The sequence below is a fragment of the Nonlabens sp. genome, assembly GCF_047636915.1.
Lineage (GTDB): Bacteria > Bacteroidota > Bacteroidia > Flavobacteriales > Flavobacteriaceae > Nonlabens.
In genome coordinates this window covers 1-16,264 of record NZ_JBLIGN010000060.1, presented here as the reverse complement: position 1 = coordinate 16,264, position 16,264 = coordinate 1, and the positions used below count along the sequence as shown (strand labels likewise).

Annotated in this window: 13 protein-coding genes; 8 read left to right on the top strand and 5 right to left on the bottom strand. The window is 36.8% G+C overall.

Annotation, left to right across the window (positions count from 1 at the left end; translation table 11 throughout):
• From folP to ACJAT0_RS09515, 3 genes are all read left to right on the top strand, one after another.
• Positions 1–761, top strand: a 761-nt coding sequence (gene folP / locus ACJAT0_RS09525; RefSeq protein ID WP_415181464.1) for a dihydropteroate synthase, incomplete at its 5' end; no start/stop codon positions are given.
• 15 nt (positions 762–776) lie between these two features.
• Positions 777–1,553 carry a diadenylate cyclase CdaA gene (cdaA, locus tag ACJAT0_RS09520; protein WP_374003246.1) on the top strand — a complete coding sequence of 259 codons (777 nt, stop codon included), beginning with the start codon at positions 777–779 and terminating at the stop codon, positions 1,551–1,553.
• A gap of 131 nt (positions 1,554–1,684) precedes the next feature.
• The gene (locus ACJAT0_RS09515) at positions 1,685–1,939 is read left to right on the top strand and encodes a DUF3667 domain-containing protein (protein ID WP_415181463.1); all 255 of its coding nucleotides are present in this window, start codon (positions 1,685–1,687) and stop codon (positions 1,937–1,939) included.
• A gap of 428 nt (positions 1,940–2,367) precedes the next feature.
• Here ACJAT0_RS09515 and ACJAT0_RS09510 read toward each other — a convergent pair whose 3' ends face one another.
• From ACJAT0_RS09510 to truA, 3 genes are all read right to left on the bottom strand, one after another.
• Complete coding sequence (locus ACJAT0_RS09510; RefSeq protein ID WP_415181462.1) at positions 2,368–4,140, bottom strand: ABC transporter ATP-binding protein; 1,773 nt, start codon at positions 4,138–4,140, stop codon at positions 2,368–2,370.
• A gap of 175 nt (positions 4,141–4,315) precedes the next feature.
• Positions 4,316–4,606 (bottom strand): hypothetical protein, encoded by a 291-nt coding sequence (locus ACJAT0_RS09505; protein WP_415181461.1) that lies wholly within the window; start codon positions 4,604–4,606, stop codon positions 4,316–4,318.
• A complete protein-coding gene (truA, locus tag ACJAT0_RS09500; protein WP_415181460.1) occupies positions 4,603–5,358 on the bottom strand; it encodes a tRNA pseudouridine(38-40) synthase TruA in 756 nt (251 codons plus the stop codon). Before truA ends, ACJAT0_RS09505 begins: the two co-directional genes overlap by 4 nt.
• Positions 5,359–6,309: 951 nt before the next feature.
• On the opposite strand from truA, the gene ACJAT0_RS09495 reads away from it, so the two are divergent.
• The gene (locus ACJAT0_RS09495; protein ID WP_374003241.1) at positions 6,310–6,798 is read left to right on the top strand and encodes a metallophosphoesterase family protein; all 489 of its coding nucleotides are present in this window, start codon (positions 6,310–6,312) and stop codon (positions 6,796–6,798) included.
• Positions 6,799–7,665: 867 nt separating this feature from the next.
• Here ACJAT0_RS09495 and ACJAT0_RS09490 read toward each other — a convergent pair.
• Entirely contained in the window at positions 7,666–8,076 is a 411-nt protein-coding gene (locus tag ACJAT0_RS09490) for a DUF4293 domain-containing protein (protein WP_415181459.1), read from the bottom strand.
• A gap of 385 nt (positions 8,077–8,461) precedes the next feature.
• Between ACJAT0_RS09490 and rho the strand changes: the two genes are divergently transcribed.
• The 4 genes from rho (at position 8,462) to ACJAT0_RS09470 (ending at position 15,251) form a co-directional block, all read left to right on the top strand.
• Positions 8,462–10,189, top strand: coding sequence for a transcription termination factor Rho (rho, locus tag ACJAT0_RS09485; RefSeq protein WP_415181458.1), 1,728 nt, complete (start codon positions 8,462–8,464; stop codon positions 10,187–10,189).
• Between the two features lie 225 nt (positions 10,190–10,414).
• Positions 10,415–11,008 (top strand): hypothetical protein, encoded by a 594-nt coding sequence (locus ACJAT0_RS09480; protein WP_415181457.1) that lies wholly within the window; start codon positions 10,415–10,417, stop codon positions 11,006–11,008.
• An 808-nt stretch (positions 11,009–11,816) separates the two neighbouring features.
• Positions 11,817–12,278, top strand: a complete 462-nt coding sequence (locus ACJAT0_RS09475; protein ID WP_415181456.1) for a ferritin-like domain-containing protein — start codon at positions 11,817–11,819, stop codon at positions 12,276–12,278.
• 135 nt (positions 12,279–12,413) lie between these two features.
• Complete coding sequence (locus ACJAT0_RS09470) at positions 12,414–15,251, top strand: M16 family metallopeptidase (protein ID WP_415181455.1); 2,838 nt, start codon at positions 12,414–12,416, stop codon at positions 15,249–15,251.
• Between the two features lie 71 nt (positions 15,252–15,322).
• Here the strand turns inward: ACJAT0_RS09470 and ACJAT0_RS09465 are convergent, their stop codons facing one another.
• Positions 15,323–15,841, bottom strand: coding sequence for a fasciclin domain-containing protein (locus tag ACJAT0_RS09465; protein WP_374003300.1), 519 nt, complete (start codon positions 15,839–15,841; stop codon positions 15,323–15,325).
• Between the last annotated feature and the right edge of the window lie 423 nt (positions 15,842–16,264).

Sequence of the window (16,264 nt, the reverse complement as noted above, 5' to 3'; positions counted from 1 at the left end):
GCACTCCAGACTCTTTTTATGACGGCGGCAAACTTAAAAATGACACCGCTATTTTGAATCAGGTGGAGAAAATGCTTAACGACGGTGCTACTTTTATTGATGTAGGCGGCTACAGTTCTAGACCTGATGGGACCAACATTTCTGTGAAGGAAGAATTATCTAGAGTTTTACCTGTTCTTGACCTGATTACAGCTCGTTTTACGATTAAGGGTTTGAGTTGTGACAGCTTTCGCGAAAGCGTTATAGAAAAAGCTATTCACCACGGTGCGACAATCGTGAATGATATAAGCGCTGGCCTTCTATCTTCCAAGATGATGCAAACAGTTGGAAATGCGCAAATCCCTTATATCATGATGCATATGCGCGGCACCCCGCAAACCATGAAGTCTATGACCAGTTATGAAGATATGCTCGTAGAAATCAATCATTATTTTTCTGAACGTATTGCGGCAGCAAGAGCATGCGGTATCACCGATATTGTAATTGATCCAGGTTTTGGATTTGCTAAGACTCGAGAACAAAGTTTTGAACTGCTTTCTGATCTGGACTTATTACAAGCGCATCGTGTCCCTATACTTGCTGGTGTATCGCGTAAATCAATGATTTACAAAACTTTAAATACCACGGCAAAAGAAGCCTTAAACGGCACTACTGCCCTTCATATGGCATGTCTACTTAAAGGAGCTGCGATTTTACGTGTCCATGATGTTAAAGAAGCTGAGGAAACTATAACCCTCTATAAGGAGTTACTCATAAATTAATTATATTTTAGCTACATGGAACTTCCTGGGTTTAGAATCATTGATCTCATAGACATTCTGCTCGTTGCGGCAGTGGTTTTCTATTTGTACCGATTAGTTAAAGGAACTGCTGCATTGAATATTTTTATAGGGATTTTCATTATTTACTTGGTTTACCAGCTGACGGTATTTATGAATATGGAAATGTTGAGTCAGGCCTTAGGAGCAGTAACTGGTGCAGGAGTAGTGGCACTTATTGTCGTTTTTCAACAAGAAATAAGACGTTTTTTATTGATGTTAGGTTCGACACAATTCACATCTCGCAAACGTTTTCTAAAACAACTGCGCATCTTTCAAGAAGAACAAGATAGCAACCATACCGTAGTAAATGAAATAGTTAAAGCTTGTGAAAAAATGAGTTATTCTAAAACGGGTGCCTTGATAGGTATTAAAAGAGATGGCTCTTTAGAATTTTTAAAAAATACGGGGGATCATCAAGATATTCTTGTAAATGCCTCTATCATACAAAGTGTTTTTTATAAGAACAGTACGTTGCATGACGGCGCAATGATCATTGAAGGAAATAAGATTACTGCCACACGTGTGATTTTACCTGTTTCTGAAAACAGAAAAATCCCACAACGTTTTGGGTTAAGGCATCGGGCAGCTATAGGACTTACAGAGCGCAGTAGTGCTATTGCATTAATAGTAAGTGAAGAAACAGGACAAATTTCTTTAGTTCATGAAGGAGCATTTGAAACCTATACCGATACAGATGAACTTGCGAAAAAAATAAAATCCCACCTCGCATAATCGGACGCCATTATAAAAACTGTAATTAAATGCGCCATACAGGATAGGAATTTTGTTCTGCATGTGATTCAAAATGAGTAGAATATAGACTTACTCCACCTAAAGTTAGTGCTGAAATTTCCGAACCTTATATGGGAAGTGAAAATGTGTTTATAAAAACTTGTTTCGCCCTTTTTAATTATCCAGAAAAGGTGATTGACGGCTATATAAATGGCCGTCGTGTGAATTACATGGATGCGATGCGTTATTTATTAGTCGCACTCTTTGTTACTGGACTTCACACCTTTTTTCTTAAAAACACCAATGTGATTGATTTTATGATGGCAGCTCAAAGACCGGCAACCATTGAAGCCTATCAACAAATAGGAATGGGTGAAGAAAAATAACTGAAAATCTAGCACAAATTGATAAACGCACCAAAACAGCTTTCGATTTTCAGTGGTTTATATTTTTGCTGACTATTCCGCTTTTTAGGGTTAACAGCTCTCATTACCTTCTGAAACAAGCGGTAATTTAATTTTATAGAACAAATAGCACTTTACATGCACCCATATGGTCATGCTGTAATTGTTACAACTCCTTTTACCTTGTTGCACTTTTTCTTTCCACCAGATCTCATCAATTACATAAGTCTGGTGAGATTACCATTAATGTACGTGTACCATATGTACTGTTCCAAGAGGTGTTTTAGAATGGATCGTACAGTCATTTTATCAAAAAACTTGATTTGTATTTTTGCTCTATTTAAGTTACTTATAGCTAGTGGGATTGTAGGGACACTAGTAGGAATAGTTCTAAAAGTGACTGGCGTTATTTAAGCCACTTCCTGCTGTAAAAACTGCACCTCGTAAAGATTTTTATAATAGCCATTTTCTTTTTCAAGAAGCTGATTGTGTGTTCCCATCTCTACGATTTCACCGGCATCCATCACAATGATTTTATCGGCTTTTTTGATGGTGGCAAGTCGGTGAGCGATTACTATAGAAGTACGACCTTCTGTAATGATATCAGTAGCATCTTGGATCAACTGCTCGCTGTAGGTATCTACAGAACTGGTCGCTTCATCTAGAACTAATATGCTAGGATTAGAAACATAAGCTCTCAAAAATGCGATCAACTGTCTCTGTCCAGAACTAAGCATCACGCCTCTTTCCTTCACATTGTAATGATACCCATTAGGCAAGGTCATGATAAATTTATGCACACCTATTTTCTTTGCGGCTGCGATCACATCTTCTTCGCTTATCTCTGGGTTTTGAAGTGTAATGTTGTTCAGAATAGTATCTGCAAACAAAAATACATCTTGCAGCACCACGGCTATTTGTGCTCTTAAAGATGCTAATTGGTACGCTTTCGCGGAAGCGGAGTCAATCAAAATATCTCCACTATTAATTTCATAAAAACGCGACAACAAATTGATAATCGTAGATTTCCCTGCGCCAGTAGCACCGACTATCGCCACTGTCTCTCCAGCGGCTACCTGAAAATTGAGGTTTTTCAAAACCAGCTCGTTCTCTACATACCCAAAATCTACGTTCTGGAATTCTATGGCTCCCTTTAAGTGAGAAGCAATTAACTCGCCTTTATCTTCTATTTTAGATTCGGTATCTAGAATTCCAAAAACACGATTTGCAGCAACCATTCCCATTTGAAGTGTATTGAACTTATCTGCAATTTGACGCAATGGCCTGAACAATTTCTGTGAAAGATCTATAAACATGACTATGGTACCAATTTCAACCAACTTTATTTCGGCACCTATGTTCATCACAACACCTATATAAACAATCAATCCTATAGTGATGCTAGAAGCCATCTCTGCAATAGGAAAGAAAATGGAGTTGTACCAAACGGTTTTTACCCAAGCATTTCTATGCTTATTGTTGATTTCCTTAAACTGTTCGTATTCTATCTTTTCACGGTTAAAAATTTGCACAATCTTCATTCCTGTCACCCGTTCTTGAACAAAGGAATTGAGATTACTTACCTGAGTGCGCACTTCTTCAAAAGCCACTTTCATTGCTTTTTGAAAAACTCGGGTCGCATAAAGAATAAATGGCATCACGATTAATGCAATTAAGGTAAGCTTCCAACTGGAATAGGCCATAAAACCAAGAACAACCACCATCTTTAATAAATCTGAAATAATGACAAATAATCCCTGAGAAAATATACTGGCTATAGTTTCAATGTCGCTTACCGCTCTTGTCACTAATTTCCCTACGGCACTTTTATCAAAATACTGCATTTTGAAACCCATCATGTGATTGAAAAGCTTCACTCGCAAGTCTCTGATGACTTGCTGTCCTAGCCAGTTGGCATAATAGATAAAACTGAGTTGAAGAATTACCTCAGCCACGAGGACTGCGATCATCAACCCTATCACACCAGTAAAACCTTCAAATTCTTGTGGTATGATGTGATCATCAATAGCCACTTTAATTAAATAGGGCATTCCAATGGCGACAATAGCGATCAAAATAGCACTAAGCGCGACAAAATAATAAGTCAATTTATAAGGTCCTGTAAAAGATAAAAGCCTTTTAAAAAGCCCTAAATTAAAAGCGTTGCCTGAAGTAGATGCCATATTTATTTTAATAGATGCGCAATTTTAGAACGCAATTTTTCTTCATTTTGTGTGCCGATCAACTACTGCTTATCGGCTGTTTTAATGTGTAATCCTTTAGAACCTTTTAGATGGTAGACCGTTCCATAACAAGTCCATATCCTAAAACCCAAGCCACCTATAAACCCATCATCTATTACTGGTGTAAATTGCAAACCGGTCCAATAAATTCTCTTTTTGTAAATGGGAAAAAAGAAACCGTAATTTTATCTTCCGTAATGGTCGCAAACCGCTTAATTGATAAAAATAAAACCAAAATACCTACTGCTATACTACTTGGGATAATTTTATCAGTAGTGAATTGATTTACCAAGTTGTTGCCCCAATTAAATAGCGATAATGGAAATAGTACAATACCCATAAAAATAATGCACAACCGCCACTGATTGAATTTTTGAGTTTCCTGAAATAGAATTTCATTTTTCACAAAAACAGCTCTTTTGGATAATGAATTTGTGTCAAAAACAAGCCGCCAGACGGCGCACTTGATCCAGCTTCACTGCGGTCTTTGGAGGCAATGATTCTATGCATGTCTTCTATAGATTTCCTACCGTAGCCTATATCTAACAAAGTACCAACTACTGCTCTTACCATATTGAGTAAAAATCTATTTGCCGTGATGTGAAAGATAACTTTATGTTCTTTAAATTCAAAACGAGCTTCAGTAAGGTCACAAATAAAGGTTTTTACATCTGTATTCGTTCTCGAGAAACATTCAAAATCCTTGTACTGTGGTAAAATAGCCGCGGCTTCCCGCATCAAATCAAAATCTGGTTTTCTAAAAAGGACGTAAGCTTGATGTACCTGAAAAGGATCTGGACGCAATAAAAAATGATATTCATAAGAACGTTTGTAGGCATGAAAACGTGCATGCGCGTTTTCTGTAACGGGTTTGATATCATAAATAGCAATATCTTTCGGGATCCATCTGTTCATGCGGTATACTAAATGTTCCAAATCAATCTCCCCTGAATAATCAAAATGAGCGACCATATAAGCGGCATGAACTCCAGCGTCAGTTCTTCCTGCGCCTTGGATTTTTACGTTTTCCCGCAACATTTTTTGCAAGCCATCTTCCAGCACTTCTTGTACAGAAATACTTTGTGGCTGTCGCTGCCATCCATGATAGTTAGTACCATCGTAGGCCAGTTCCATAAAATAACGTGACTTCTCTTGCATGGGTACAAAGATAAGTGGAATGATGATGGCGTATGGAATATGGAGTATAGATTTTTGACAAACGACTGGCTCGTTTTTTACTGCGCTCCATATTTTGTTGAAAAACGGCCGATAACTGGCTTGTTATCGCTGAGCGCTAAACTTTGCTGATGTAGGAGGAATGATTTTTAATCAGAAGTTAGAATGTCGAGTATGGATTTTTTTTTTGATATGGAGCTTTTGAGGAGTTACCTTTCACTTTCTATTTTGAGAAACCTCATGCCACCAATGACAGACTTGCCCGTTGTTCGGGCTCTATAAATTTAATGAGAGAAGATAGACTACTATTTTGTCCTGTTGAAAAATCAGCATCATAAATGTTTTAAACATTGGAACGTTTATAATACTGATATGTTAAGCATTCAGTAGGAACCGAAATTTATTTTTACATCTTTTAGCCGCGCTGGCTCCTATATCCATTACCGCACCTTTATCCCATCGTCCTGCATACATTTCCCCAAAAGAAATTTATACGACCAGAATTGTAAATTGTCAAATAATAGCTTGATGATCCTCTGTATTTTGATGCCTAATGAATCCCAAATAAATTTTGGCACAGAACCCTTGCTTTGATGGTATAATGTTTAACCCAAATTTTCTGGGAAGACAAACAAACCGTCACGTTAAATATCAAGTTTCTAAAAAAAAAACAAGCCCTCGATATGCCTTTGTCTTTGGTCAAGAGATTTTCCGAAGGAAAAGCGAGCCCTCTTTTAGGTTTTCTATCATCAAGAGATTTCTCGAGGACAACTCAAACCATATTTTGTCTTTTGTCTTTTGCCTGTCGTCTGTGCTATATTGTCACAAGAGTTTCTGAAAGAAACACAAAAAGTCTGTCGTATTTTTTAATTAGGACTCAAAAACTCACCTTTCACAGCTCAAAGACCCAATGACTATAAGTACCTTTGTACTATGAAAATACTGCTCCTTTCTGACACACATAGTCACATAGATGATTTTATAATCAAATACGTCAACCAATCCGATGAAGTATGGCATGCTGGAGATATCGGTGATTTAAAAGTTACCGACCAAATTGCGGCGCTTAAAACGTTGCGCGGCGTGTGGGGAAATATTGATGATGATAAAGCGAGGATGCAATTTCCAGAACACAACCGTTTTATGTGTGAAGGAATGGATATATGGATCACCCATATAGGCGGATATCCTGGTCGTTACAATCAGCGGGTACGTCCAGATATTTATAACAATCCGCCAGATATTTTTATTTGTGGTCATTCTCACATTCTTAAAGTAATCAATGATAAAAAGATAGATTGCTTACACATGAATCCAGGAGCTATAGGAATGCAGGGATTTCATCAAAAACGGACGATGTTGCGTTTTGAAATCAATGCTGGGAAGATTAGCAATCTGGAAGTTGTGGAGAAAGATAGGTAGCAGTTTCACATAAATCTATCTAATGGCAGTCTCCTTTGTTTATCACTGCAGTGGTCACTTTACTAACATAAGCCGTCTGGTTTTTTGCGATAAAAATGTTGACCAAAGATTGACTCACTTTTTCGATGCGCTCAAAATATGGCTGACAAACAACAAATGACTTTTTTAGTTATGCTGAAAATCGGCAGGAAGGCTATTTTAAACTCTAGGTATTTCCAATGCTGGCTTGTTCGGCGTCCAGCTGGAGACGGGATTTATTTTAACATCCTTAAGCCTCGCTTAGTCTTAGATCCATTCCAACACCTACATAAAATTGTCTTGCATACATTTCCCTAAGGGAGACCCCTGCAACAACTGCAATAGGTTATCAAATAAAAGCTTGATGATCAATCGCTTCTTGATCCACAATGGATTCTAGATAAATTTTGGGACAGACCCCTTGCGTCGATTAAATGATCTCCAACCTAAATTTTCTGGGAAGACGAGAAAACCGTCGCGTTAGTGATCAAATTCCTCTAAAAAAAAGACGAGAAATCGATATGCCTTAGGCTTCGGTCAATGGATTTTCCGAATGAAAAACCAGTGGTCACTTATCAACCTTCCTATCGTCACGAGATTTCTAAAAGAGAAAACGGGAAGCCTTTTGTCGTTTAAGGTAAAATTTATCAAGGAGAAAGCAGGCTATCTTTTGTCGTTAATCAAAAGACTTCTCGGATGGAAAACAAAAAGTCTGTAATCTTTAGTCAATCTACCGTCTTTACCCCATCAGATACCTTAAGCTTATATACTCAAAAATCATCTAAAAACAAAAACCTGCAAGGTGGCGCCTCACAGGTTTTTTCACTAATAGTACCAAGATTAATATGTTTATCGCAATCGATCTGCAGATTTTACGAGTTGTTCATCCTTTCTTATTGCCTTGTTAGCCAAGACGATTAAAACGATAGATAGGATAGGAATGAACATTCCAATGCCTTTCTCAGAAACCGCCGTTTCTCCAGACATCATTAGAGATTGATATACGTAAACGCTTAGTATAAAAAGATTTAATAATAAATTTAAACGGTTCACAACAGTTTGCAGTTGTCTATTTCCAAAAAGAAATATGGCAATTACAGATAATGATGCACTCCCCATAAATATACTAAGATACAAATTTTCATCCATACCTACGAACTCATTGCCTTCACCATTAATAGCGTGCTCTACAAGCCAAATAAGGCCACCAGAAACAATAGCTGCTAAAAATAAATATATGGTCTGTATGCGTTGTATCATGAATGCCAATTTTCACTAGCAAAGCAAAAATAGAACTTTATAGCATATAAAATTGGATATATGCGATCAAATTGGTTTCTAATTATTTTTTAAATTAGCAAAGAACACAACCCAAACGGCACTGCCATAAAGTGTCCCAAATGGGACCCTCATAAGATTTGGTGCATCAGTTAGAAGAACTCTCAATTGCCTGCTGCTCTCAAATATTTTGAGATACATTTGCGATATCGCGTTAAAAGAACGACAGATATTAAATTTTTAATGTATTATTGCAATGCTGAGAAGATAACTTACTCTCCATATGTTATCTAGCAATTTAAAATTTTTCTGATAAGTTTTAAATTCAAACTTCCCCTTTTAAATATTATACATTCTAAATAGATACATGTTTCAAATAGCTGACTTAAAATCTAAAAAACTTCCTGAATTACAGGATATAGCAAAAGGACTTAATGTTCCTAAATTCAAACAACTACGCAAACTTGACTTGGTTTACAAAATCCTTGATCTACAAGCTTCAAACCCAGAAGTGGTCAAAAACTTAGATCCTGAAGTTACTGCGTCATCAGTTGATGTTACTCCGACAATTTCTGATAAAGAAGAAACTTCTTCAGACACTCAAGAAAAAGCTCCCTCAAAAGTAAAACAAAGTAGAGAACCTAAACGTCGTGCTGCTAAAAAGGAAGTTTTAATTCCTGTCACTGCTGAGGAGATAAAAGAAAAAACTCCAAGGGAAACTCGGGAACCTCGCCCAAGAAATGAACCTAACAAGCCTAATCCTCGCAAACCTCGTAACGAAAAGAATGAAGCTCCTGAAGCTAAGACTGATAAAAAGGAGCAGCCGGAGAAAAAAAGAGATAATCGCAACGAGACTGCCGATAAAAACGACAGTCGCAACAGCAATCGCCAGAAAAACACACGAAGTAACAGTACTCAAAACAATGTTCCTAAGGGCAACAAAGATACTCGCAATCGTTACCGCGATCCTGACTTCGAATTTGACGGTATAATCGAGAGTGAAGGAGTGCTAGACATGATGCCAGACGGTTATGGTTTCCTACGCAGTAGTGATTATAATTATCTTGCTAGTCCAGATGATATTTATGTCTCTCAATCACAAGTCAGACTTTTTGGTTTGAAGACAGGAGATACTGTTTTAGGAATGGTGCGTCCACCTAAAGAAGGAGAAAAATATTTTCCTTTAATCAAGATTTCACAAATCAATGGTCTGGATCCACAAGTAGTAAGAGATCGTGTTTCTTTTGAACACTTAACTCCACTCTTCCCAGAAGAGAAGTTTAACCTTGCAGGAAGACGCGCTAGTATTTCTACTCGCGTCATGGATCTCTTTGCTCCCATCGGTAAAGGACAACGTGGAATGATAGTGGCACAACCTAAGACGGGTAAGACCATGTTACTTAAAGATATTGCAAACGCAATAGCTGCAAATAACCCAGAAGTTTATCAATTAATTTTGTTGATTGATGAGCGTCCCGAAGAAGTTACTGACATGCAACGCAATGTGGATGGAGAAGTAATTGCCTCTACTTTTGATAGAGAAGCACATGACCACGTAAAAGTGGCTAATATTGTTCTTGAAAAGGCAAAACGTATGGTAGAATGCGGTCACGATGTTGTGATTCTACTGGATTCGATAACACGTCTTGCTCGTGCTTACAACACGGTGCAACCTGCAAGTGGTAAAGTACTTTCTGGTGGTGTTGACGCAAATGCACTACACAAACCGAAACGTTTTTTTGGAGCTGCACGTAACATTGAAGGTGGAGGGTCACTTTCTATCATTGCGACAGCGCTTACGGAGACCGGATCTAAAATGGACGAAGTAATCTTTGAGGAATTCAAAGGAACTGGAAATATGGAATTACAATTGGATAGAAATATATCTAACCGTCGTGTTTTCCCTGCCATTGATCTAACATCATCTTCTACCCGTCGAGATGACTTATTACTTGATGAGCAAACGATGAAACATATGTGGATTTTACGTAAGTATCTTGCTGACATGAACCCGGTCGAAGCCATGGAGTTTATCTCACAAAAAATGAAAAAAACGCGTAATAATGAGGAATTTCTCGCTACTATGAATGAATAATTACAGGTTATAAAAAAAATGCCCTACTTTTAGTAGGGCATTTTTTATTCTCGCTTTCGCGAAAGTGGAAACTCAATAAAACAGTTTAGAATACAGTAAGTTTACAATATGTTTATCTTTACACTAATTGAATTTTATCAATAAGCAAAAAGACTTTTAAAATAAAAAATGTAAGACCACAAAATGAGCAACGCATCAAATCGTTGATCAGTTATAACCTAACGAATGAACTATCTTTTTCTATATCTAGCCGTTGCAACTTCCTTTTTAGCTCAGGGGCAAAATGCAGTACAAAAGTTAAATAGCCTTGACCATCAGTTTAAAGAATTAATTGAAAAATCTAATAACTATAAACAATACAAGGTCATTGAAGAAAAACAGATACATATACTTCATGAAAATACGAACAAGCATATTGAAAAGTTGAACGAAAATATCGCCACCCTTAAAAGTTCAGTTACCAAAAAAAACAATAGAATTGTAACTCTAGAAAGTAAGCTTGCAGGGCTAAACACCAAGTTAACCGACGTAAATACAGAAAAAGACTCCTTAAACTTTCTGGGTATCCAGACCAGCAAAGGAGTTTACAACACTATAGTATGGTCCATTTTAGCAATATTAACTTTCCTTTTCATTTTTATGAGCTTGCGTTTTAAAAGCAGCAACATGACTACAAAAGCAGCAAACAAACAACTGCAAACTATCGAAGAAGAACTGGAAGAATTTCGTCATAAATCTATAGAAAAGGAGCAAAAACTAGGAAGACAGCTCCAAGATGAGCGCAACAAACTCTCTAAAATGAAAGGAGATAAATTCTAAACGTTATTCAAGCAAACCTATTACCCATATAAGATTCTTAAAAGGCGCATATATATTTTTAAATAAATTCACTTCTTTACCTCCAATACTAAGAACTCATAGTACCTCATAAATAATGTCCCTCCCTATTTAGAAATTAGTGGCTGGTAGTATTGAAAATCAACAAAAGCTATATGTTCTCTAGGAAATCAGTCACATGACTTCTCTCTTCCGTAAAAACTACTCTATATCGTCTTAATTCTTATAGAGCGCTAGCCCCTATACACTAAGAATAAGCCATATCATATTATTTAACTTGACTGAAAAGTAAATAGAATTGGACGGCATCTAAATCACTTACCTATACCTCTCGCTTATAAAATACTATTTTTGTCTTTCAGCATGGCTTATTTTCTTAAAGAAAATTTTATAAAACAGATGACTTTCTCCAAAAGATTTAGAGCTGCATTTATACTTATACCTTAACCATAGTAATAATGCGTTTGTACCAATATATACCTCTATATAGAAAGACGTGCTTCAGTTAAGTGTGCTGTATGCCTTACCAAAAATGCAAAGAAGAACAAGTTTATGGCAACCCATATGTTAGCCTAGATTCACGCAATGATAGAATTTTTGAATTAGTTCTATTTAACTATTAATTTACTCATCGTCAACGGAGTCACCTTTTACACTAAAAAAAGTGTCTCTAACACGCAACGACGCGGATACATTAACCAAAAATCTGCGTTTGTTAAACCTTTCTCAACTCACAATATATTAAGAAAGTTAAGAGAGTAGTTCGTTATTTTAATAAAAACAACAAACTATGGATACCATAAAAACAGAAAGATACCTCAACCTATTATTAGAAAAAACATACGATGCTCAGCGTGGTTATTCAAATGCTGCTGAAGTAACCGAGCGTGTCCAATTGAAAAATTGGTTTGCAAAACAAGGGGCAAGACGTACTTTATATGCAGCCTCCTTAACTGGTGAACTGAAAGGAATGAATAAGACGCCCGAATTAGATGGTTCATTTACTGGAGATATGCACAGAGGATGGATGAATATTAAAGCGGCGATGAGCCCTAACACAGACGAGTCCATATTAGAAGAATGTTTAACAGGAGATCAATCAGCTGTTAAAGAATATGATCTGGTATTAGAACACAAAAAGGTTTTGCCGCCTACTGTTGTTTCGATTTTGGAAACACAGAAAGATGAAATCCAAGCAACTGTAAATAAAGTGAAAACACTAGAGAATTTTGCTCACCATCAACACCTATAAAGATGTAAGTCAATTTATAAAAACCGCTCTAAGAGCGGTTTTTTTTTAGCTCTTGAAATATTATTTTAACTAATTTTAACATAATGTGAATTATGACAACAATTATCTTGCTTTACATAACCAAATCTAACTTCTATGAAATTAATAAAATTTCTAGCCATAACCTTTATGGTTGCTGCTTTTTTTTCTTGTAACGATTCTAGCCAAAACACTACCCTGACACCAGATAATTCTATTCAAGAAATCTCTATTCCGTTTGAAAAACATACACTAGAAAATGGTCTTACCGTAATTTTTCACGTAGATACATCTGATCCGGTAGTAGCTGTTGCTCTCACCACACACGTAGGAAGCGCGAGGGAAAAAGAAGGTAAAACAGGTTTTGCACATCTTTTTGAGCATTTATTATTTTTAGAATCCGAAAACTTAGGAAAAGGCGGTCTCGATGCTATGAGCGCAAGAATAGGTGGATCAGGAGCAAATGGCTCTACGAGTCGTGACGTTACCAACTATTTTCAAACCGTTCCTAAAGATGCTTTAGAAAAAATGATCTGGGCTGAAGCTGATAAATTAGGTTATTTTATAAATACCGTTACAGATCCTGTTCTTGCTAAAGAAAAGCAGGTGGTGAAAAACGAAAAGCGCCAAAGCGTCGATAATAATGCCTACGGTCATGAAAGCTATGTTGTAGGAAAAAATCTATACCCTAAAGGACATCCATACAACTGGCAAGTAATAGGTTCCTTAGAAGATTTACAAAATGCTTCCCTCCAAGACGTAAAAGATTTTTATAAAGAATGGTACACTCCTAATAATGCCGTTCTCACTATCGCTGGAGATTTTGAAACGAGTCAAGCTTTAGACTGGGTAAAGAAGTATTTTGGAGAGATAAAAAAAGGAAAAGAAGTTACTAAAACTATAGTAGAGCCTATTCAATTAGCCGCCACTAAAAACCTTTACTACGAAGACAACTTTGCACAAACTCCGCGATTAGGAATGACATGGCCTACGGTTCCTAATTATCATAATGATTCCTATGCGTTAGAACTATTAGGCACTTACCTTTCTAGAGGTAAGAAAGCACCTTTCAATAAAGTAATAGTAGAAGGTGATCAAGTAGCAGACCAAGCTTATGCTTACAGCTACACTTCTGAGCTTGCTGGACAATTTAGTGTTGTAGCAAGAGCATATAACGGTATTGATCTGGACAGTGTTTTAAACAGTGTGAATAAGGCTATGAAATTATTTGAAAAGAATGGCATCTCTCAGGACGATCTAGACCGCATTAAAACAAGTCAAGAAACAGACTTCTATCAAGGTCTTTCTAGTGTTTTGGGGAAAGGATTTCAACTAACTCAATATCAGATTCTCGCTGGAGATGCTGCATTTTATGAACAAGACGCAAAAAACAAACAAGCAGTTACTATAGAGGACGTAAAGTATGTTTATAATAAGTACATCAAAGCGCAGCACTATGTCATGACTAGTTTTGTACCTAAAGGCAGTACTGCTTTCGCGGTAACAGGTGCTCAATTAGCAGATGTAGTGGAAGAACGAATCTTAGAAGGCGCTGAAGAATCTTTTGATGCTAGCATCGCAGCCGAATATGAACCTACACCGTCCAGTTTTGATAGAACAATAGAACCCGCATACGGCTCCACACCTACCCTGGCTATTCCTAAAGTATATCGAGAAGAATTGAGTTCAGGTATTAAAGTATTGGGAATAGAAGATAATGAAGTTCCTTTAGTTCAACTACAACTAGAAATCAAAGGTGGTATGCTATTAGAAAGCACCAACAAAATAGGTGTTTCTGGAATGCTAGCTGATTTAATGAATAAGGGAACCGCAACAAAAACACCTGCTGAATTAGAAGATGCCATCGACCAGTTAGGAGCTTCTATCAATGTAAGATCAAGTAATCAAAGTATTTCTGTTAGTTCCAGTTCCCTATCTCGTAATTATGAAGAAGTGATGAAACTTGTAAATGAACTATTGTTAGAACCTCGTTGGGATAAAGTTGAATTTGATTTGATCAAGCAACAAACTTTGAGTCAGATCCAACAACAGAAGGCAAGTTCTAGAGCTATAGCTAGCAATCAATTTGATAAGCTTGTTTATGGAAAGGACCACATCTTATCTCAAAATAATTTAGGAACTGCAGAAAGCGTTGAAAAGATTACTATTGATGATCTCAAATCCTATTATAACGATTATATCACGCCACAGCTAACAAGTTTCAAAGTAGTGGGAGACATCACAAAAGAAGAGGTGACTTCATCTCTTCAAACATTAAATGAAAAATGGGCTAAAAAGGATGTGCATATTCCTGAGATAGCTCCCATACAAACACCCATTTCCTCTAAGGTTTATTTCTATGATGTTCCTAATGCCAAGCAATCCATATTGAGTTTTGGTTATCCAAGTATTCCATCGACCCATCAAGACTATTATAAAGTAGAGGTGTTGAATTATCGTCTAGGCGGTGGTGGCTTTGCTTCACAATTGACACAAGAGTTGCGTGAGGCAAAAGGATATACGTACGGAATAAGATCTGAGTATAGCGGCTCTCCTATTGCCGGTATATTCAATATAAGTAGTGGCGTACGCTCTAATGTAACCTATGAATCTACGGCTTTAGTGAAAGAAATTCTTTCTAATTATGGTGCTAACTTTACACAAGAAGATCTAGAAATTACTAAAAGCTATATGATCAAATCTAGCGCAAGAGCCTTTGAATCTCAAGGAGCTAAATTAAGAATGCTTTCTAACATTGAAGAAGATCAACTACCGGTAGATTATGCATTAAAAAGACAGGAAGTAGTTAAAACCCTAACCTTGGAAGACGTCAGAAATCTGGCCCAAGAGTATATACATCCCGAACAAATGATTTACTTGATTGTGGGGGATAAAGCAACACAATTGGATAAACTAGAAAAATTAGGTTTTGGAACACCCATTTTACTGAATTAAAAGATAGTATTTAGCATAAAAAAAATGGCTTTCCTTTAAAAGAAAGCCATTTTTAATTTACAGTTGTCTACTTATTTAGAAGGTAGTAATACTTTGTCTATTACATGTACTACTCCGTTAGACTGCTTTACATCAGCTATTGCAACTGTTGCTGTTGCGCCAGTAGCGTCTTTGATCATTACTTTTCCATCCACCACCATTGCAGTTAATTGTGCTCCGTTTACAGTAGGAAAGCTCGTTTTACCCTTACCTTCTTCGATCATTTTTAAAAGATCACCGGCCATTACAGTACCAGAAACCACATGATAGGTAAGTATACCGCTCAACGTTGCTTTATTTTCAGGCTTTAATAATGTTTCTACTGTTCCTTCTGGTAAGCCACTGAATGCTTCATTAGTAGGTGCAAAAACCGTGAATGGCCCTTCACTATTTAAAGTCTCTACTAATCCGGCTGCGGCGACCGCAGCGACTAGGGTAGAAAGGTCCTTACTTGTAGATGCATTTTCTACTATTGTCATGTCAGGATACATCAAAGCACCGTTGATATTTACCGCTGTGGCATCTCTCTTCTCCTTCGCTTCTTCTTCCATTTTAAGAGCGCTGGCTTGTTCATCAGCTATTTCTTGTTCGATTTTAGCTTGAGCAGCTTCTTTTTCGGCTGCTTCATCCTTACAAGACACCAAAAACAAGGATGCAGTTATAGCTGCTATTCCGATTGATTTAATAATTTTCATATATATTTAAATTTAGATTTTAAGATAAGAAAAGATAATTGATAAAAAACTCCTGTAACGTTACTTTATCAATTGATTATAATAACATTAACTCTAAATGAATAGGAAACAATAAAAGAGCTCTTTTTGTTAAACAAAATAAAGGTCCTATAGAAAAAATAAAGACTTTACTGCACTTTATCACAACTTCAAAAGGTTGTTTTCTTGTCTTTTACGTTCCCTACCTTATCTAGAGCCGGCATAAGGATCATTTTAGTTCTAGCCTCTTTTTAGTCCTTA